Source organism: Microbacterium sp. VKM Ac-2923, from assembly GCF_022815605.1.
In the GTDB taxonomy this organism is placed as follows: Bacteria; Actinomycetota; Actinomycetes; order Actinomycetales; family Microbacteriaceae; genus Microbacterium.
Genome location: NZ_JALGRP010000003.1, coordinates 169728 through 188948, shown reverse-complemented (window position 1 = coordinate 188948; position 19221 = coordinate 169728). Strand labels below are relative to the sequence as shown.

Annotated in this window: 18 protein-coding genes; 14 read left to right on the top strand and 4 right to left on the bottom strand. The window is 70.3% G+C overall.

Annotation, left to right across the window (positions count from 1 at the left end; genetic code table 11):
* Window positions 1-33: 33 nt before the first annotated feature.
* The gene (locus MT347_RS06745; protein ID WP_243499390.1) at window positions 34-330 is read right to left on the bottom strand and encodes a dioxygenase; all 297 of its coding nucleotides are present in this window, start codon (window positions 328-330) and stop codon (window positions 34-36) included.
* Between the two features lie 129 nt (window positions 331-459).
* Between MT347_RS06745 and MT347_RS06740 the strand changes: the two genes are divergently transcribed.
* From MT347_RS06740 to aroB, 10 genes are all read left to right on the top strand, one after another.
* Complete coding sequence (locus MT347_RS06740; protein WP_243499387.1) at window positions 460-1920, top strand: replication-associated recombination protein A; 1461 nt, start codon at window positions 460-462, stop codon at window positions 1918-1920.
* 187 nt (window positions 1921-2107) lie between these two features.
* Complete coding sequence (gene rpsD, locus MT347_RS06735; RefSeq protein ID WP_243499385.1) at window positions 2108-2737, top strand: 30S ribosomal protein S4; 630 nt, start codon at window positions 2108-2110, stop codon at window positions 2735-2737.
* 463 nt (window positions 2738-3200) lie between these two features.
* Complete coding sequence (locus MT347_RS06730; protein WP_243499383.1) at window positions 3201-3488, top strand: ATPase; 288 nt, start codon at window positions 3201-3203, stop codon at window positions 3486-3488.
* A gap of 64 nt (window positions 3489-3552) precedes the next feature.
* On the top strand, window positions 3553-6222 hold the full coding sequence (alaS, locus tag MT347_RS06725) for an alanine--tRNA ligase (protein WP_243499381.1): 2670 nt from the start codon (window positions 3553-3555) through the stop codon (window positions 6220-6222).
* A 26-nt stretch (window positions 6223-6248) separates the two neighbouring features.
* The gene (ruvX, locus tag MT347_RS06720) at window positions 6249-6695 is read left to right on the top strand and encodes a Holliday junction resolvase RuvX (RefSeq protein WP_243499775.1); all 447 of its coding nucleotides are present in this window, start codon (window positions 6249-6251) and stop codon (window positions 6693-6695) included.
* 541 nt (window positions 6696-7236) lie between these two features.
* Window positions 7237-8481 (top strand): endolytic transglycosylase MltG, encoded by a 1245-nt coding sequence (mltG, locus tag MT347_RS06715; protein ID WP_243499379.1) that lies wholly within the window; start codon window positions 7237-7239, stop codon window positions 8479-8481.
* Window positions 8451-9311, top strand: a complete 861-nt coding sequence (locus tag MT347_RS06710) for a shikimate dehydrogenase (protein ID WP_308194215.1) — start codon at window positions 8451-8453, stop codon at window positions 9309-9311. Before mltG ends, MT347_RS06710 begins: the two co-directional genes overlap by 31 nt.
* Before the next feature lie 4 nt (window positions 9312-9315).
* Complete coding sequence (gene aroC, locus MT347_RS06705) at window positions 9316-10542, top strand: chorismate synthase (RefSeq protein ID WP_243499377.1); 1227 nt, start codon at window positions 9316-9318, stop codon at window positions 10540-10542.
* Window positions 10529-11080, top strand: coding sequence for a shikimate kinase (locus MT347_RS06700; protein WP_243499375.1), 552 nt, complete (start codon window positions 10529-10531; stop codon window positions 11078-11080). The genes aroC and MT347_RS06700 overlap by 14 nt, the downstream gene beginning before the upstream one ends.
* On the top strand, window positions 11077-12153 hold the full coding sequence (gene aroB, locus MT347_RS06695; RefSeq protein WP_243499373.1) for a 3-dehydroquinate synthase: 1077 nt from the start codon (window positions 11077-11079) through the stop codon (window positions 12151-12153). Before MT347_RS06700 ends, aroB begins: the two co-directional genes overlap by 4 nt.
* 296 nt (window positions 12154-12449) lie before the next feature.
* Here aroB and MT347_RS06690 read toward each other — a convergent pair whose 3' ends face one another.
* The 3 genes from MT347_RS06690 to MT347_RS06680 all read right to left on the bottom strand — a co-directional run bounded on the left by MT347_RS06690 (window position 12450) and on the right by MT347_RS06680 (window position 15697).
* Window positions 12450-13769 (bottom strand): MFS transporter, encoded by a 1320-nt coding sequence (locus tag MT347_RS06690; RefSeq protein ID WP_243499371.1) that lies wholly within the window; start codon window positions 13767-13769, stop codon window positions 12450-12452.
* A 13-nt stretch (window positions 13770-13782) separates the two neighbouring features.
* Window positions 13783-14676, bottom strand: a complete 894-nt coding sequence (locus MT347_RS06685; RefSeq protein WP_243499369.1) for a shikimate dehydrogenase — start codon at window positions 14674-14676, stop codon at window positions 13783-13785.
* A gap of 388 nt (window positions 14677-15064) precedes the next feature.
* A complete protein-coding gene (locus MT347_RS06680) occupies window positions 15065-15697 on the bottom strand; it encodes a TetR/AcrR family transcriptional regulator (RefSeq protein WP_243499367.1) in 633 nt (210 codons plus the stop codon).
* A 50-nt stretch (window positions 15698-15747) separates the two neighbouring features.
* Between MT347_RS06680 and MT347_RS06675 the strand changes: the two genes are divergently transcribed.
* From MT347_RS06675 to nusB, 4 genes are all read left to right on the top strand, one after another.
* Window positions 15748-17559 (top strand): sugar phosphate isomerase/epimerase and 4-hydroxyphenylpyruvate domain-containing protein, encoded by a 1812-nt coding sequence (locus MT347_RS06675; protein ID WP_243499365.1) that lies wholly within the window; start codon window positions 15748-15750, stop codon window positions 17557-17559.
* Window positions 17560-17572: 13 nt separating this feature from the next.
* On the top strand, window positions 17573-18031 hold the full coding sequence (locus MT347_RS06670) for a type II 3-dehydroquinate dehydratase (RefSeq protein WP_243499363.1): 459 nt from the start codon (window positions 17573-17575) through the stop codon (window positions 18029-18031).
* A gap of 104 nt (window positions 18032-18135) precedes the next feature.
* A complete protein-coding gene (efp, locus tag MT347_RS06665; RefSeq protein ID WP_183419607.1) occupies window positions 18136-18696 on the top strand; it encodes an elongation factor P in 561 nt (186 codons plus the stop codon).
* Between the two features lie 2 nt (window positions 18697-18698).
* On the top strand, window positions 18699-19109 hold the full coding sequence (gene nusB / locus MT347_RS06660) for a transcription antitermination factor NusB (protein WP_243499361.1): 411 nt from the start codon (window positions 18699-18701) through the stop codon (window positions 19107-19109).
* Window positions 19110-19221: the final 112 nt, after the last annotated feature.

The following is a 19221-nucleotide window of genomic DNA, read 5'->3' as shown; positions in this document are numbered from 1 at the left end:
GAGCCTAGTATGAGCCGCCCCGACGGCACAGGATCACGGTGCGGTGGTCTCCGTGGCATCCGGGGTGGGGCTTGTCGGCGCCTCCGACGCCGGGGCGTCGGGGGCCGGCGTCGTCGAGGGGACGGGTTCGGGCGCTCCGGGACCGGCGGCGAAGTACGCCGTCTGCGATCCGACCGCCCCCAGGATGACGACCAGGCCGACGACGAGAGCGGTCACGTTGTCGCGTGCGCGTCGGCGCCCCTGCCGCTCGTGGAGTTCGACACGCGCCTGATAGGCACGTGCACGCTCCCGCTGCTCCCGGGTCTGCCGGTCTTTCCCGCGCGTCGCCACATCGACCTCCTCCGCCCCGTCCGGGCCCCTCGATCCTACAAACCCCGACTCTCCCCGCCGTGCGGCCGTGAGACCGCCGTCGTCGAGCGCGACGGGCTCGATGTCGGACGCCCCGGTTAGCCTGGAACGGTGACCCCTCCTTCGGCGCTCTTCCAGGGCCAGACGCCCCTCGCCGTGCGCATGCGACCGGTGAGTCTCGACGAGGTCGCCGGCCAGGGGCATCTGCTGCGTCCCGGATCACCGCTGGTCACCCTCGCCACGACCGACTCCTCGGCATCCGGATCCGCCGTCTCCGTCATCCTGTGGGGGCCGCCCGGCACGGGTAAGACCACGCTCGCGCAGGCGATCGCCCGGTCATCGGGGCGCCGGTTCGTCGAGCTCTCGGCCATCACTGCCGGAGTCAAAGACGTACGCGAGGTCATGCAAGAGGCGTTGAATCAGCGCGACCTCTACGGTCAGTCGACCATCCTGTTCCTCGACGAGATCCACCGTTTCACCAAGGCCCAACAGGACGCACTGCTCCCCGGTGTCGAGAACGGGTGGGTCGTCCTCATCGCGGCGACCACCGAGAACCCCTCTTTCTCGGTCATCTCCCCCCTCCTGTCACGGTCCTTGCTCCTCACGCTCCGCCCTCTCGGCGACGACGACCTCGGAGCACTCGTCGACCGCGCCGTCACCGACCCGAGGGGTCTCGACGGCCGGGTCATCCTCGACGACGAGGCCCGCGCCGCCCTGGTGCGTCTCGCGTCGGGAGATGCCCGGCGCGCGCTCACGGCCCTCGAGGCGGCGGCCTCCGTGGCGGGCGACGTCGACGCGCCCGCTCCGACGGCGCGCGGTGGCGACGATGACGGCGGTGACGATGCGGGCCGCGACGATGACGACGCCGACACCGATGACGGCGAAGATGCCGCCGCCGACGAGACGGATGCCGCGACCGACGACACCGCGCACGTGCCGACCATCACCGCCGACCACATCGCCCAGGCCGTCGACCGCGCCCTGCTGCGCTACGACCGCCAGGGCGACGAGCACTACGACGTCATCAGTGCCTTCATCAAGTCGGTGCGAGGGTCCGACCCGGACGCCGCGATCCACTACCTCGCGCGCATGATCGAGGCGGGGGAGGACCCGCGCTTCATCGCCCGCCGCCTCGTGATCAGCGCGGCCGAGGACATCGGCATGGCCGATCCCCAGGCGCTGCAGATCGCGGTCGCCGCCGCCGACGCCGTGGCGTTCATCGGCATGCCCGAGGGGCGGATCCCGCTCGCCGAGGCGACCGTCTATCTCGCCACGACGGCCAAATCGAACGCCGCCTACAACGCCATCAACGCCGCCATCGCCGACGTACGCGCCGGCGGCTTCGGCCGTGTGCCGATGCACCTCCGCGATGCGCACTACCCCGGGGCGAAACGCCTCGGCCACGGCAAGGGTTACAAATACGCCCACGACAGCGAGATCGGCATCGTCGCGCAGCAGTACCTCCCCGACGAGCTCCGTGGCCGCCGCTACTACGCGCCCACGAACCACGGCGCCGAGCGCGACGTGTCGGCGCGGTTCGAGAAGATCCGTCGCATCCTCGACGGCTCGTGAACGCCCCGCCAGGGCCTCACGGTCCGCTCTGATAGTATGAATCGGCTCGAAACAGGGTTTTCGGGCATCCCCTCCTTCCAGTGATCACCATCCGGTGCGCCACGGCGTGCGCCCCGGATCGGGCGGAAGGGGGCGATACGCCCGCGAGCCGCGAAAGGCGCGGCCGCGTCATCGGAAGGAGCACTTCGTGACCACGAAGTCTCAGGACCGCCGCAAGGTGCGTCTGTCGCGAGCCCTCGGCATCGCGCTCACCCCCAAGGCCGCCCGCTACCTCGAGAAGCGTCCCTACGCTCCGGGCGAGCACGGCCGCACCAAGCGCAAGGCCGACAGCGACTACGCCGTCCGTCTGCGCGAGAAGCAGCGTCTGCGCGAGCAGTACGGCATCCGCGAGAAGCAGCTGCGCATCGCGTTCAACGAGGCGCGTCGTACCGACGGCCTGACCGGTGAGAACCTGGTCGAGCTGCTCGAGATGCGTCTGGACGCCCTCGTCGTGCGCGCCGGCTTCGCCCGCACCACCGCGCAGGCTCGCCAGCTCGTCGTGCACCGTCACATCATGGTCGACGGCCAGCTCGTGGACCGCCCGTCGTTCCGCGTCAAGCCGAACCAGCTGATCCACGTCAAGACCAAGAGCGAGGGCCTCGAGCCCTTCCAGGTCGCCGCCGCCGGTGGACACGCCGAAGTGCTGCCCCCCGTCCCGGGCTACATCGAGGTCGACCTGTCGACGCTGCAGGCCCGCCTGCTCCGTCGGCCCAAGCGCGCCGAGGTTCCCGTCACGTGTGACGTGCAGCTCGTCGTCGAGTACTACGCCGCCCGCTGATCCCAGCGAGCAACGAAGGGCGTCGGGTCTCCCGGCGCCCTTCGTCGTCTCTATGGCGTTTCGTGCGGCGTTCATCGCCTCACACACGCACCATGCTCGGAAAGACGCGCGATCCTCGCAGGGTGTGGGTCGAGAGCTGCGAGGAACGTGCGCGGCTGCGAGCATCGCGACGCACGAAGCCGGCGCCAGCCCCCCGCACACGGCCACCGAACCTGAACCGCGTCGCCGGGTCTCGGCATCCGCTTCCCGCTGATCCTCGAAGACACACGCGATGCACGCACCCTCCCGGCCGAGAGCCGAGAGGAACGCGCGCGGCTGCGAGCGGAGAGAGGCGATGGAACGCCGCATCGCATTCGAGACCGCCTGACGCTGGGGACCCGGGCTCGGCGCTCGCGCGGGCGAGGGGGGCCGTCGCCTACGATGAGGGATGCCGCGAACGCGGCGTCGTATCGAGGAAGAAGTGGTGATCGTGAAGAGCCTCGTCTGGTTTGCATTGGGTATCGCCGGCGGATTCGTCGCCGCCCACCTCGTCAACAAAGACCCCCGCGGCCAGGAGCTGTTCGCGCAGCTCGACTCCCGCATCGGCGAGTTCACCGACCACATGAGCGACGCCTACCACCAGCAGGAGACACGCCTGGCGGAGATCATCGACGACGCCAAGGGTGTCGCCGCCTCCGCGGTCGACCGGGCCTCCGATGCGATCGGCGATGCCGCCGCCGCCGCGAAGACCGCCGCCACCTCGACCGACTGACCTCCCCGGCATCCGACCTCCGACACCCGGGGGCGGCCACCGCACGCGCACGGAAAGACCCGCCATGAAAACCGCCGAGATCGCCCAGCGCTTCCTCGACTTCTTCGAGAAGAAGAACCACACGATCGTCCCCTCGGCGTCGCTCGTCACAGACGACCCCGCCCTGCTCTTCACCGTGGCAGGGATGGTGCCTTTCATCCCGTATCTGAGCGGGGTCGTGCCGCCGCCCTACCCGCGCGCGGCCGACGTGCAGAAGTGCATCCGCACCAATGACATCGAAGAGGTCGGCAAGACGCCTCGCCATGGCACGTTCTTCCAGATGCTCGGCAACTGGTCGTTCGGCGACTACTTCAAAGAGGACGCCATCCGCTACGCGTGGGAGCTGTTGACCGCTCCCGAAGCCGACGGCGGCCTCGCGTTCGACCCGAAGGACCTGTGGGTCACCGTCTACGAAGAGGACGACGAAGCCCACGAGCTCTGGCGTACCCTCACCCCACTGCCCGAAGAGCGCATCCAGCGCCTCGGAAAAGACACGAACTACTGGTCGACCGGTCTGCCGGGCCCTGCCGGGCCCTGCTCGGAGATCTTCTTCGACCGCGGACCCGACTACGGCATCGACGGTGGTCCCGCCACCGACGACGACCGCTACGTCGAGATCTGGAACCTCGTGTTCATGCAGTACGAGATCACGAACGTGCGCTCGAAGTACGACTTCGACATCGTCGGGGAGCTCCCCGCCAAGAACATCGACACCGGCATGGGCCTCGAGCGCATCGCGTTCCTGAAGCAGGGCGTCGACAACATGTACGAGACCGACCAGGTGCGCCCGGTGCTCGATCTCGCGGCCACGCTCGCCGGCAAGTCGTACGGCAACGAATCCCACGAGGACGACGTGCGTCTGCGCATCGTCGCCGACCACGTGCGCTCGTCGCTCATGCTGCTCGCCGACGGCGTGACCCCCTCGAACGAGGGTCGCGGGTACATCCTGCGTCGCATCATGCGCCGCGCGATCCGGTCGATGCGCCTCCTCGGTGTCGAGGGCGCGACCTTCCCCGAACTGTTCGCCGCGTCGCGCGACGCGATGAAGGAGTCGTACCCCGAGGTCGACGCCGATTACGCGCGCCTGTCGGCCTACGCCATCGCCGAGGAGCAGACCTTCCTGCGTACTCTGGCCGCGGGCTCCGCAATCCTCGACCAGTCGGTCATCGAGGCCAAGAACGGCGGCGGTACGACCCTCTCCGGGTCGGAGGCGTTCCTGCTGCACGACACCTACGGCTTCCCCATCGACCTGACGCTCGAGATCGCCGAAGAAGCCGGACTGTCGGTCGACCGGACCGCCTTCGACGAGCTCATGCTCGAGCAGCGCACCCGCGCCAAGGCGGACGCCCGTGCGCGCAAGGGCACGATCGCGGACCAGAGCGCGTACCGCAAGTTCCGCGCTCTCGGCGAGACCGTGTTCACCGGCTACACCGAACTGCAGACGGAGTCGAAGGTCCTCGGCATCCTGATCGACGGACGCGGCGTAGATCGCGCCGCCGAGGGACGGATCGCCGAGATCATCACGGCCGAGACCGCCCTCTACGCCGAGTCGGGCGGTCAGGTCGCCGACAAGGGCGTCATCGTCGGCCCCGGCTACGAGCTCGAGGTGCTCGACGTGCAGCGTCCGGTGCCGGGCCTCATCAGCCACACCGTGGAGGTCACCACCGGCGAAGTGTCGGTCGGCGCTCCCGCGACCACGGTCGTCGACGCGCTGAACCGCCACTCGGCGCAGCAGGCGCACACCGCCACGCACCTCGTTCACGCCGCCATCCGCGACACCCTCGGCAAGTCCGCGACGCAGACCGGTTCGCTCAACCGCGCCGGCTACATGCGCTTCGACTTCAGCTGGGGCTCGGCATTGTCGCCCGAGACGCGCACCGAGATCGAGGACATCGCCAACAACGCCGTCCGCGACAACCTCGAGGTCACCACACGCGTGATGTCGCTCGACGAGGCGAAGGCTGCAGGCGCGATGGCCCTGTTCGGTGAGAAGTACGGCGACACCGTGCGGATGGTCGATGTCGGCGGCCCGTGGTCACGCGAGCTGTGCGGTGGCACGCACGTCGCGCGCAGCTCCGAGATCGGCCTCGTCAACCTCGTCGGCGAGCAGTCGGTCGGCGCCTCGAACCGCCGCGTGGAGGCCCTCGTCGGCCTCGAGGCCTTCCGCGACCTCGCTGCCGAACGGGCGATCGTGTCGCAGTTGTCGACATCGCTCAAGACGCCGCGTGAGCAGCTGACGACGCGCATCTCCGACCTGGCTGCGAGCCTGAAGGCGGCCGAGAAGAAGATCGCCGCCTTCGAGGCGCAGGCCCTGACCGGCCGCCTCCCGCAGCTCGTCGAGACGGCCGTCGCCGTCGGCGCGGTTCGCGTCGTCGCACAGAGCTTGGGGGAGGGCGCGTCGGCTGACGACGTGCGCTCGCTCGCGTTGCAGGTGCGTGACCGCCTCGGATCCGACCCCGCGGTCGTCGCCCTCGCCAGCGTCGCCGGAGGCCGCGCCACGGTCGTCGTCGTGACCAACGAGGCGGCTCGCGAACGCGGGCTCGCCGCGGGCGCCCTGGCGAAGGGTGCGGCAGGAGTCCTCGGAGGCGGCGGCGGCGGGCGACCCGACGTCGCCCAGGGCGGCGGAACGGATGCCACGGCCCTGCCGCAGGCGTTGGAGGGCATCGTCGCGGACGTGCGGGCGACGACGGCGTGACGGCGTCGTTCCGGCGCGGCATCCGCATGGGAATCGACGTCGGGCGTGCCCGCGTGGGCGTCGCACGATCGGATCCCGACGGAGTGCTCGCCGTCCCCGTCGAGACGGTGCCGCGCAAGGGCGAACCGGTGCGTCGCATCGCCGCCCTCGCAGCGGAGTACGAGGCGTTCGAGGTGCTCGTCGGCCTGCCGCTGAATCTTCGAGGCGAGGACACCCCCTCGACCACCGATGCGCGGGCCTTCGCCGCCGCCCTCGCGGGGGCGCTGCCGATGCCGGTCCGGCTGGTCGACGAGCGGCTCAGCACCGTGTCGGCACACGGGGTGCTGAGAGAGGCAGGTCGTTCTCAGCGAGAGTCTCGTAGCATTGTGGACCAAGTCGCCGCTGTGGTCTTGCTGCAGCAGGCACTCGACGTGGAGCGACAGTCCGGTGAGCCGGCCGGACCCGCCGTATCACCGGGACAGGAGCCCGCCTGACATGCCCGAGAATCAGCCGCCCGACAGCGATCCGTTCGCCGACCTCTACGGGCGTCTGCCCGACCCGCGCACGGGAGCACGAAGCGACGGCGCCCCGCCGTCGCGGCGCGCCGCGCGCGAGGCACGCCGGAACGAGAACGATCGGCCGGACGCTGCTGCCCCAGACGGCGCGCGTGACGCCGCCGCGCGCGGCGCGTCCGACTCGACACCGGCGGCCGCAGGCACGCCCATGTCGCCGACGCCGACTCCGGCCGCGTCGGCGCCCTCGGACGTGCCCCCGCGCCGTCGCGAATCGGCCACCGCGCCGTCCGTGGACCCGTCGCCGACCGCTGCCCCGGCGCGCTCCCGCGACGACGACCCCCGCAGCGCCCGCTTCGGCGACGGGGCCCGGGCCTCGACCCCTCGCGGCCCCGGACGTCGTGCGAGCGACGGCAATGCGGCCCCGGGTCCTCGCCGAGGGGCCGCGCAGACGCGCGGCGCCGACTCGGACGCCACCCGCGAAATCGACCCGGACGCGGCGCGGGAGCCGATGCTCGTGGGCGTGAGCCCGGCTCGCGAACCAGCCCGCGGGGATGCCGGCGCCGCCCCCACCGGAGTCCCGTCCTCGGCGGGAGCCGCGTCATCCGGATCACTCGAACAGCTCTTCACCGGGCAGACGACGACGCACGATATCGGGTACGCCGTACCGGCTCCGTCGCGAAAGCGCCGCCATGTCGGACGGTGGATCGCTCTCGTCGTCGTGCTGCTGCTCGTCGGCGGGATCGCCGGCGGCGGGTACGCGCTGTGGAACACCTACGGCGAGCGGGTGCAGGCCTTCCTCGGAGGAGGGGAACCCCTCGACTACGAAGCGGGCCTGGCCACCGGCGAAGCACGCGTCACGATCGTCTCGGGCGACACCGGAGCGTCGGTGTCGCCGAAGCTGTTCGAAGCCGGTATCACCAAGGCGTCGAACTCGCTCTACCAGTACATGGTCGACAACTCGATCGCCTTCACCTTCCAGCCGGGCGTCTACAAGCTGCAGCAGCAGATGACCTCGGAGGCCGTTCTCGCCGCCCTGCGCGTGCCCGAGAACCGCCTCGACTACTCGGTACAGCTGCGCGAGGGGCTGACGCTCGCCCAGTCACTCGATCTCATCTCCGAGCAGCTCGGTCTGGCGCGCGCGGATCTCGACGCTGCCGTCGCCGACCCGTCGGCGTACGGCGTGCCCGCCTCGACTCTCGAGGGCTGGATCTTCCCGGCCACGTACGACTTCGACGAAGGCGTCACGCCCCAGCAGGTCATCGACACCATGGTCAAGCGCACCGTGCAGTCTCTCGACGCGGCCGGGGTGCCCGAGGCCGATCGGGAGCGCATCCTCATCATCGCCTCCATCATCGAACGGGAAGCCCGCAGCAGCGAGGACTTCTACAAGGTCTCGCGCGTGATCGAGAATCGCCTGCAGCCCACCAACCAGGAGACCTTCGGCAAGCTCGAGATGGACTCGACCGTGCAGTACGGCGCCGGCGAGATGGGCAGCGGCACGGTCAGCACGTCCGCGGAGGCGCGCAACAGCGACAACCCGTGGAACACCTACATGTACCCGGGCCTGCCGATCGGTCCCATCGCGAACGCCGGCGACCTCGCCATCGACGCCGCGATGAAGCCGGCCGAGGGGCCGTGGCTCTACTTCGTCACCGTCAACCTCGACACGGGCGAGACCGTCTTCACGTCGACGCTCAGCGAGCACGAGAAGGCCGTCGCCCAGTGGCAGGCCTGGTGCTCCGACAACCCGAACTCGGGATGCTGACCGGCCCCACGCGCCTGGCCGTCTGGGGCGACCCGATCTCGCATTCGCGGTCGCCCCGGCTGCACGCGGCGGCTTACGGCGCGCTCGGGCTGGAATGGGAGTACGGGCGTCAGCGGGTGCCTGCGAGCGCCTTCGACGATCACCTCGCGGGATTGGATGCCACCTGGCGCGGGCTCTCGCTTACGATGCCGCTCAAGACGATCGCCGCGCGCACGGCCCACTCCCTCGACGAGGACGCGCGCCGCACCGGCGCGGTCAACACCTTAATGCTCACGGACGACGGCCCCCACGGCTTCAACACCGACGTCAGGGGACTCGCCCGCGCCCTCGCGGAGATCGGCGTGCACGCACCGGGCGCGGTGCGCGTGCTCGGTGCCGGCGCGACGGCCACGTCGGCCGTCGTCTCCGCCGCGCGCGTGGGCGCGGATCTCATCGAGGTGCGCGCGCGCCGTCCGGAAGCGGCCGAGCCCTTCCGCACGCTCGGGGACGCGCTCGGCGTCGAGGTGCGCGTCCGAGCGATCGACGATGACTCGGTCGACCCCGTCGACGCCACCATCGCCGCTCTCCCCGGCGGGACCGACCTCGGCCCGGTCGCCGACGTGCTGGCATCCGGATCCGGTCCCCTCATCGACGTCGTCTACGGCGGATGGCCGACGCCCCTCGCCCAGGCCTGGCACCGGGCGGGGGTGGCGGCTCACGACGGCCTGGGGATGCTGCTGCACCAGGCCCTGCTCCAGGTGCGGGTGTTCGTCCACGGCGACCCCGGTCGACCACTCGATCGCGAGGATGCGGTGCTGTCCGCAATGCGCACCGCGGTCATGGGAGACTAGACGAATGCTTCGCGTTCTCACGGCCGGCGAGTCCCACGGCCCCGAACTGATCGCCCTCATGGAGGGGATGCCGGCCGGTGTTCCGGTGTCATCCGCGCAGATTCGCGCCGAGCTCGCGCGCCGTCGCCTGGGCTACGGCCGCGGTTCCCGAATGAAGTTCGAAGAAGACGAGCTGACGCTCTCGACCGGTGTCGTCCACGGCTTCACCATCGGCAGCCCCATCGCGTTGCGCATCGGCAACACGGAGTGGCCGAAGTGGACCGAGGTCATGAGCCCGGAGCCGATCGAGCTGTCCGACCGCTCGCGCGGCCGCGGCGCCGCTCTCACGCGTCCGCGTCCGGGCCACGCCGACCTCGTCGGTATGCAGAAGTACGGCTTCGACGAGGCCCGGCCGATCCTGGAGCGCGCCTCCGCCCGCGAGACCGCGGCCCGCGTGGCCCTCGGCGCTATCGCGCGGTCGTTCCTGAGCGAGCTCGGCATCCGGCTGGTGAGCCACACGCTCTCGATCGGCCCGGTGCGGGTTCCCGACGACGCCGCCTTCCCGACCCCCGACGACGTCGACCTGCTCGACGCCGATCCGCTGCGTTGCTTCCACCCCGAGACCAGCGCGGCGATGGTCGCCGAGGTGGACGACGCCAAGAAGGCCGGCGACACGCTCGGCGGCATCGTCGAGGTGCTCGCCTACGGCCTGCCGCCGGGGCTCGGATCCCACGTGCAGTGGGATCGTCGATTGGATGCCAAGCTCGCTCACGCTCTGATGAGCATCCAGGCGATCAAGGGCGTCGAGGTCGGCGACGGCTTCCTCACCACGACCCGTCGCGGGTCGCAGGCGCACGACGAGTTGTTCGCCACGGGTGACGGCATCACCCGTTCGTCCGACCGGGCCGGCGGCACCGAGGGCGGCATGTCGACCGGGACGGTGCTGCGCGTGCGCGCCGGCATGAAGCCGATCGCCACCATCCCCAAGGCCCTGCGCACGGTCGACGTCGCCACCGGCGACACCGCCGCTGCTCACCACCAGCGTTCCGACGTGTGCGCGGTGCCCGCCGCCGGCGTCGTTGCAGAGGCCATGATCGCCGTCACGCTCGCCGACGCCGTGCTCGACAAGTTCGGCGGGGACAACATCGTCGAGACGCGGCGCAACCTCGAGACGTACCTCGCGAACCTGCCCGAGACGCTGCGCACGACCGACGCGTCCGACGCCGCGCTCCTCGCGCATGACCTCGCCTGAGGTCGCACCCGACGCGGCTGGCGCGCCGGCCGTCGTGCTCATCGGGCCGATGGGGGCAGGGAAGACGAGCGTGGGCCGACGCGTCGCGCGGGCTCTGGGCACCCCGTTCACCGACACCGACAAGCTCGTCGTGCGTGATCACGGCCCCATTCCCGCCCTTTTCGTGGCCCACGGCGAGCCGCACTTCCGCGCCCTGGAGCGCGACGCGGTCGCCGAGGCCCTGGCCCGCGGCGGCGTGATCGCCCTCGGCGGCGGTGCCGTGCTCGATCCGGTGACCCGGGACCGCCTCACCGCTCACCGCGTCGTCCTGCTGACGGTGGCGCCACACGTGGTGGCATCCCGGATCCACGGCGACGAACGCCCCCTGCTGGGTGGCGAGGACCCCGTCGCCCGCTGGCAGCGCATCTATGACGAACGGCGGCCCGTCTACGAGCGGACCGCCGACATCACTTTCGACACCTCCTCGGGCCCGCTCGCGCGGGTCGTCGACGACATCGTGGCCTGGGCACGCCGTGTGCCGGCTGGAGAGACGGCATGACCGACACCACCACCATCAGCGTCGCCGGCGATTCCGGGTACGACATCACCATCGGCCGCGGCTTGCTCGCCTCGCTGGGCTCGGTGCTGCCGGCTGCCGCGCGCAAGGTGCTCGTCGTGCACCCGCCGACCCTCGCGGCGCAGGCCGAGGCGCTGCGCGCCCAGCTCATGGGCGACCGTCAGGTGCTGCTCGCCGAGATCCCGGATGCCGAGGCCGGCAAGCGCGTGGAGGTGGCATCGTTCTGCTGGCAGGTCATGGGTCAGGCCGACTTCACCCGCACCGACGTCGTCGTCGGCTTCGGCGGGGGAGCGGTCACCGACCTCGCCGGCTTCGTCGCCGCGACCTGGCTGCGCGGCGTCGCCCTGGTGCAGGTGCCCACGACCGTTCTCGGCATGGTGGATGCCGCGGTGGGCGGCAAGACCGGTATCAACACCGCCGAGGGCAAGAACCTCGTGGGGGCCTTCTGGCCGCCGGCCGCCGTCATCTGCGACCTCGACCTGCTCGACACGCTGTCGAAGAACGAAGCGACCGCCGGCTTCGCCGAAGTGGTGAAGGCCGGTTTCATCTGGCATCCAGAGATCCTCGACCTCATCGAGGCCGATCCCGAGAACATCGTCGACCCGCGCGGTGAGGCGTTCCGCCGGTGCATCGAACTGGCCATCGACATGAAGGCGCGGGTCGTGGGTGAAGACCTGCGCGAGGCGGGACTTCGCGAGGTGCTCAATTACGGGCACACTCTCGGCCACGCGATCGAGCACGCCGAGCGCTACCGCTGGCGTCACGGCGCCGCGATCTCGGTGGGCATGGTCTTCGCCGCCGAACTGTCGCGCCTCGCCGGCCGCCTGTCCGACGACGTCGCGCAGCGCCACCGCACCGTGCTCGAATCGCTCGGGCTGCCGACGACCTACCGGGCCGGAGCGTTCCAGACGCTCAAGGCCACGATGCAGCGCGACAAGAAGAGCCGCGGGGCGATGCTGCGCTTCATCGTGCTCGACGACCTCGCGCGCCCCACGGTGCTGCAGGCCCCCGACGAGTCGCTGCTGTTCGCGGCGTACCAGGAGGTCGGGGCGTAGCGCGCTCCGCGTCGAACCGTCACGAAGCGGCGCGGGTTTCGCGTATCGCGCACGTTCGCGCACCGATGCGGACGCAGCGCGGCCGTGCGGACGCCGCGCGGCCTCGCAGACACCATCCACCCGTACGGGCCCCGCATCCTCGCGCGGATATCGCAGAATCCGCCGCGATTGGTGCGAGAAATCGTCCTTTCTGCGAGATGCGTCACGTGTTCACTGGGGGGTGATACGCCTCCGCGACACGGCGCGCACGCGGACGGCCCCGCCTCCCGGAGGAGACGGGGCCGCAGCGTCCCGGGTCAGACCGAGACGGGAACCCGCTTCTCAGCGGCGAGGCCGAGCTGATCAGTGGGGACGTTCTTCGTCTCGCGAGCCGTGAGCGCACTGACCGAGGCGATGATCGCGATGGCCGCGGTGAAGATGCTGATGACGATCCAGCCGCCGGCGCCGCCGCCGCCGAGGGCCGCGACGATGCTGGGCGCGAAGCCGGCCATGAGGAAGCCGAGCTGCGTGCCGATCGCCATGCCCGAGAAGCGCACGCGGGTGCTGAACATCTCGCCGTAGAACGAGGGCCAAACCGCGTTGGCCGCGGCGTATCCGCAGGAGAACGTGAGAATCGCCAGAGCGAAAGTCAGAAGGTCGTTCCCGGCGCCCATCGACAGCATGTAGAAGGGCATGAACGCGGCCGACGACAGGGCGCCGTAGATGAAGACGGGCTTGCGACCGATCCGGTCGGCGAGCTTGCCGAACAGTGGCTGCGTGAACAGCGCCACGACGTTGGCGACGACGACCAGCCACAGCGTCACGCTGGCGGCGAGACCGACCTCCTTGCCGTACGCGATGGCGAGGGTGCCGAAGACGGTCGAGACCGCGGCGATGAAGGCGCAGAAGATCACACGGAGCACGTCGCGCCAGTGGTTCTTCAGCAGCGGGACGAGCGGCATCCGCGCGATCTGACCGGTCGCCTTCGCCTGCTCGAACTCGGGCGTCTCGTGCAGGCTCCGTCGGATGAAGAACGCCACGACGACGACCACGGCGCTCAGCCAGAACGGCACGCGCCAACCCCACGAGAACTTGATGTCGTCGGGGAGGGCGACGACCGGGATGAAGATGAGCGCGGCGAGGATCTGGCCGCCCTGGGTCCCCGTGAGCGTCCACGAGGTGAAGAAGGAGCGACGCCCGTCGGGGGCGTGCTCGAGGGTGAGCGACGAGGCCCCGGCCTGCTCACCCGCGGCCGACAGGCCCTGCGCAAGGCGGCACAGCACCAGCAGCGCCGGCGCGAACCAGCCGATCTGCGCGAAACCGGGGAGGCAGCCGATGATGAACGTCGACAGACCCATCAGCACCAGAGTGAACATCAGCACCTTCTGGCGGCCGATGCGATCACCGAAGTGGCCGAGGATGATCGCGCCGAAAGGGCGGGCGATGTAGGCGAACCCGAAGGTCGCGAACGACATCACCAGCGCGGCCTGATCGCCCGAGGGGAAGAACACCGTCGGGAAGATGAGGGCGGCGGCGGAGCCGAAGAGGAAGAAGTCGTAGTACTCCACGGCGCTGCCCATGAAGCTGGCCGTGGCCGCCTTCACGGGAGTCTTCCGCGTCGTTGCGGTGGTGGTCATGGACGGATGCTCCTTAGCGGGCGACGGCCGGTCCGACGGGGGCGTCGGCGGCGACCAGGTCGAGGAAATGGGTGGTCATGCGGTCGGGGTCGGGTCGCGTCCCCGTGATGAGCGCGAACGCGTCGACGGCCTGGTGGACCGCCATGCGTCCGCCGCTGAGCGTGCGGCAGCCACGCTCGCGCGCGGTGACGAGGAGTTCGGTGTCGAGGGGGCGGTAAACGATGTCGGCGACCCAGAGGTCGGGGCGCAACAGGGTGACGTCGAGGGGGAGTCCCGGGTGCTCGGCCATCCCGACCGGCGTGCAGTGCACGAGACCGTCGGCGTCGGCGAGGACCTCGCCCAGGTCGGCGGGTGCGGCCGTGTCCACGACGGCGAGCGGATGCCGAGCGGCCAGGTCGTCGGCGAGGGCGCCGGAACGCTTCGGGTCGAGGTCGACGATGCTCAACCGCGCGGTGCCGAGACGCAGCAGCGCGTCGGCCACGGCGGACCCCGCCCCTCCGGCGCCGAGCTGGACGACGTGGCGGGTCGCGGCATCCGGGAGCCCGTCGGCGAACGCGGCGGCGAACCCCGTCGTGTCGGTGTTGTACCCGACGCGGCCCGACGCGGTGAAGAGCACCGTGTTGACCGCGCCGAGGGCGACGGCGACGGGATCGATGCGGTCGAGGTGGGCGAGCACGCTCTGCTTGCACGGGTGGGTGACGTTGACAGCGTCGTAGCCCAGGCGCTCCGCCCAGGCGAGCACGTCGCCGATGCGCTCGGGGTCGATGCCCAGCGCGGTGAGGTCGAGGGGGCGGTAGACGTACGTCAGCCCGAGTGCGCGCGCTTCGGCCATGTGCATCGGCGGGGTGAGTGAGGGGAGGACCCCCGTGCCGATGAGGCCGACGAGATACGGGTGCGCGTCGTTCACGGTACTCCTTCGTGTCCGTGTCGCCGGTTATGTACTAACCGGTACGTTCAGAGGAAACCACGACCGGAGCGCGCTGTCAACGACGAATTCCGGATGCCACGCCGCAAAGTCGGCTCCGTCGGGGGCGCTGGTGCCGGACACGGCGCCGGGGGCGGGTCGCGGGCGGGGGTGCAGGCACATCGAGTGTCCGAGACACCCGGACCCTCCACGAAACGCTCCGGGTGTCGTGGACACCCGACCCGCGGACGGGGTACGCCGCACCCGCGCCCGGCCCCCGCGCCGCACGTCAGAGTCGAGTGTCCGAGACACCCGGACGCTCTTCGAAGCGCTCCGGGTGTCGTGGACACTCGACACGCGGACGGGGCACGCGAGACATCCGCGCGGCGGATCAGCGCGCGGGGGCCGTCAGCCAGCCGACGACCACGTCGCCGAGCGCGGCGCGCAGGTGCGCCCGACGCTTGGGCGAGGCGAGGTCGACGTCGAAGAGGTGACCGAAGGTGTACTGGTTCGCGACCTGGAAGACGCAGTACGAGCTGATTACGAGGTGCACGTCGATCGCGTCGACATCGGAGCGGAACACTCCCGCGTCCCGGCCGCGCTCGAGGATCTCGTCGAGCAGACTCTTCGCCGGCTGCGAGAGCGTCCGCAGCCCGTCGATCTGACGGATGAACTCGCCGCGATGGATGTTCTCGATCGCGACCAGCCGGATGAAGGCCTCGTGGCCCACGTGATGGTCGAAGGTCAGCTCGGCGAGGGCGCGAATGGCATCCACGGGGTCAGCGTGATCGACGTCGATCGCCCGCTCCGCCTCGCGGATGCCGCGGTATGCCTCCTCGAGCACCGCGCGGTAGAGCCCCTCTTTGCCACCGAAGTAGTAGTAGATCATCCGCTTGGTGGTGCGGGTGCGCGCGGCGATGTCGTCGACGCGGGCACCGGAGAACCCGTCTTCGGCGAAGACCTCGGTCGCGACGGCCAGAAGCTCGGCGCGGGTACGTTCGGCGTCCCTGCGTGCCTCGGCCATTCGGTCAGACTAGTGGACCCGCTTTGTACCAGATGGTACATTCGGCCGCCATGAGGACCTCGATCGCGACCGTCTGCATCAGCGGGACGCTCGCCGACAAACTGCACGCCTGCGCCGACGCCGGCTTCGACGGCGTGGAGATCTTCGAGCCCGACCTGCTCGCGGCCGCGGAGAGCCCGGAGGAGATCGCCGCGCTGGCCGCGCGACTGGGGCTCAGCCTCGACCTCTACCAGCCGATGCGCGACGTCGAGGGCGTCGACGACGAGGCCCTCGCGGCGGTCCTGCACCGCGCCGAAGCGAAGTTCCGCCTCATGCGGCGCCTCGGCATGGATCTCGTGCTCTGCTGCAGCAACGTCGGCACCGCGACGATCGACGACGACGCTGTGTCCGCCGACCAGCTCCGACGCCTCGGCGACCTCGCGGCGGGGTACGGCATCCGCATCGCCTTCGAAGCCCTCGCGTGGGGGCGCTTCATCGACGACTACCGTCGGGCGTGGCGCATCGTGGAGCGAGCCGACCACCCGGCGGTCGGGGTCTGCCTCGACTCGTTCCACATCCTCTCGCGCGGGCACGACCTCTCCGCGATCAGCGACATCCCGGGGGAGAAGATCTTCTTCGTGCAGCTCGCCGACGCGCCCCGCCTGAGCATGGACGTGCTGTCGTGGAGCCGACACCACCGCCTGTTCCCCGGGGAGGGCGAGTTCGACCTCGCCGACTTCACCGCACGGATCGTGGATGCCGGATACACCGGGCCCTGGTCCCTGGAGGTGTTCAATGACACCTTCCGGCAGACCGACGCCCGGCGCACGGCCCGCCACGCCCGCCGGTCGTTGCGCTGGCTCGAGGACGCCGTCTCGCGTGTGCTGCCCGACGCCCCGACCGACCTGCAGATGCTCCCCGACTCGGCCGCGCCCTCGAGCGTCGATTTCGTCGAGGTGAAGGCCGAGGACACCTCCGCGATCGAGGAACTGCTCGCGCAACTGGGCTTCACCTCCCGTGGACGGCATCGCACCAAGCCGGTCACGCTCTGGACGGCGGGCGAGGCCCGCGTGGTGCTCAACGAGCAGCACGCGCGAGGCTGGGAGCCGCGCCTGGCGGCGATCGGGCTCGAGGTCGACGACGCCGAGGCCGTCGACCTGCGCATGGGCGAACTGCGTGTGCCACGCGCCTATCGCCGCACGTACGCGACCGAGGAGCGACTGGATGGCGCAGTGGCTCCCGATGGAACCGAGGTGTACTGGGCGCAGGCCGCCGACGAGGGCGATCCCGTCTGGGTGAGGGAGTTCGATCACGGCGAGCCGGAGCGCGCGACCGCGATCACGGGCGTGGACCACGTCAGTCTCAGCCAGCCCTGGGACGCCGTCGAAGAAGCCACCCTGTTCTACACGGCGGGCTTCGCCCTGCGCGTCGACAGCGCCACCGAGGTGCCGGGACCCCGCGGCCTCGTGACCAGCCGGGTGCTGGTCGCTCCGGGTGGAGACGTACGCCTCCCGCTCAACGTCGCCCCGCCGATCCTCGCCGCCGAGCGGGCCGGCGTCGCGCTCCCGCAGCACGTCGCCTTCGCCAGCGATGACGTTCGCGCCGTTGCACGGAGCGCTCGCGATCGCGGATTCGCGCCGCTGGAGATGCCCGGCAACTACTACGACGACATCGCCGCCCGCTTCCCTCTCACCGAGGCCCAGGTCGAGGAGTTGCGCGACCTCCACCTCGGATACGACCGGGATGCCGCGGGCGCCTACCTCCACTTCTATACGCGCACGATCGGCGAGGTGTTCTTCGAGTTCGTCGAGCGGGTCGGCGGATACGCCGGCTATGGCGCGGGCACGGCGCCCGTGCGCCTCACCGCGCAGGGTCGTCGCTGATAGCGTGCCCGACATGACGACGCCCCCCCGCCTGCTGCTCGTGAACGGGCCGAACCTGAACCTGCTCGGCACCCGCCAACCCGAGATCTACGGGCGGGACACGCTCGTCGACGTCGAGCGCGTCACCGCCGAGGCCGCCGGGCGCCACGGTCTCGAGGTGCGGGCTCTGCAGAGCAACCACGAGGGCGTCCTCATCGACGCGATCCACGCCGCGCGCCTCGACTGCGCGGGCATCGTCATCAACGCCGGGGGGCTCACGCATACCTCGGTGGCACTGCGCGACGCCTTGGCATCCGTCGCCCTTCCGGTCGCCGAGGTGCACATCTCGAACATCAAGGAACGAGAGGCGTTCCGGCACTTCTCGTACATCGAGGACGTCGCGGTCGTGCACGTCGTCGGCGAAGGCGTGCCCGGCTACGCGCGCGCGGTCGACCTGCTCGTCGACGTGATCTCGGGTCGCGCCGACGGCTGACCCGCCCGACCGAACCCATCCGCCACAAGGCATCGCGTAGACTCGGTCGCTGGGTGTGCGCCGGAGCGCCGCCTCTCCTCACACGAAACGGAACACTGGCACTCATGGCATCCACTGCGGACATCAAGAACGGCGTCGTCCTGAACATCGACGGTCAGCTCTGGAGCGTCGTGGAGTTCCAGCACGTCAAGCCCGGCAAGGGCGGGGCCTTCGTGCGCACCAAGCTCAAGAACGTCATGAGCGGCAAGGTCGTCGACAAGACGTTCAACGCGGGCGCGAAGATCGAGACCGAGAACGTCGACCGCCGCGACTTCACCTACCTCTACAACGACGGCGACGGCTTCGTCTTCATGGACGTCGCCGACTACGACCAGATCACCGTCGGTTCCGCCACCGTCGGCGACGCGGCCAACTTCCTGCTCGAGAACCAGCAGGTGCAGATCGCGCTCAACAACGGCAATCCGCTCTACGTCGAGATGCCCCCGTCGGTCGTGCTCGAGGTCACCTACACCGAGCCGGGCCTGCAGGGCGACCGCTCGTCGGCCGGCACCAAGCCCGCCACCGTCGAGACCGGCTACGAGATGCAGGTTCCGCTGTTCCTCGAGACCGGCACGAAGATCAAGGTCGACACTCGCACCGGCGAGTACCTCGGCCGCATCAGCTGACCTTGAGCGCTCGTACCAAGGCGCGCAAGCGCGCCCTCGACATTCTTTTCCAAGCCGACGTGCGCGGCGAAGAGCTCGCGATCATGCTGGCCACCGAAGCCAAGCGCGCCTCATCCGAGCCCGACCGTCAGGTGTCGTGGCTGTATGCCCGTGACATCGTCGACGGCATCATCGACAACCGCGACGAGATCGACGAGCAGATCACGACGTTCGCCAAGGACTGGTCGCTGCAGCGCATGCCCGCGGTCGACCGCGCGCTGCTGCGCATCGGCGCGTGGGAGATCCTCTACAACGACGAGGTCCCCACGGCCGTCGCCATCGACGAAGCCGTGGAGCTCGCAAAGGAGTTCTCCACCGACGACTCCGGCTCGTTCGTTCACGGCGTGCTCGCGCGCATCGCGCGTTCGTCCTGATCGCCCGCACCCTGCTTCCTCGCGAAGTACTCCGACGCGGCCCCGACACCCCGTCGGCGGTCGCGTCGCGGCGTTTCCGGGCGGATGCGGGATGCCACCGGGCGGGCCGAAG

Excerpts from the sequence above, each read along its gene's own strand:
- alaS (WP_243499381.1), top strand. The coding sequence starts at position 3,553 with ATGAAAACCGCCGAGATCGCCCAGCGCTTCCTCGACTTCTTCGAGAAG.
- ruvX (WP_243499775.1), top strand. The coding sequence starts at position 6,249 with ATGGGAATCGACGTCGGGCGTGCCCGCGTGGGCGTCGCACGATCGGAT.
- aroC (WP_243499377.1), top strand. The coding sequence starts at position 9,316 with ATGCTTCGCGTTCTCACGGCCGGCGAGTCCCACGGCCCCGAACTGATC.
- MT347_RS06700 (WP_243499375.1), top strand. The coding sequence starts at position 10,529 with ATGACCTCGCCTGAGGTCGCACCCGACGCGGCTGGCGCGCCGGCCGTC.
- aroB (WP_243499373.1), top strand. The coding sequence starts at position 11,077 with ATGACCGACACCACCACCATCAGCGTCGCCGGCGATTCCGGGTACGAC.
- MT347_RS06690 (WP_243499371.1), bottom strand. The coding sequence starts at position 13,769 with ATGACCACCACCGCAACGACGCGGAAGACTCCCGTGAAGGCGGCCACG.
- MT347_RS06680 (WP_243499367.1), bottom strand. The coding sequence starts at position 15,697 with ATGGCCGAGGCACGCAGGGACGCCGAACGTACCCGCGCCGAGCTTCTG.
- MT347_RS06675 (WP_243499365.1), top strand. The coding sequence starts at position 15,748 with ATGAGGACCTCGATCGCGACCGTCTGCATCAGCGGGACGCTCGCCGAC.
- MT347_RS06670 (WP_243499363.1), top strand. The coding sequence starts at position 17,573 with ATGACGACGCCCCCCCGCCTGCTGCTCGTGAACGGGCCGAACCTGAAC.
- efp (WP_183419607.1), top strand. The coding sequence starts at position 18,136 with ATGGCATCCACTGCGGACATCAAGAACGGCGTCGTCCTGAACATCGAC.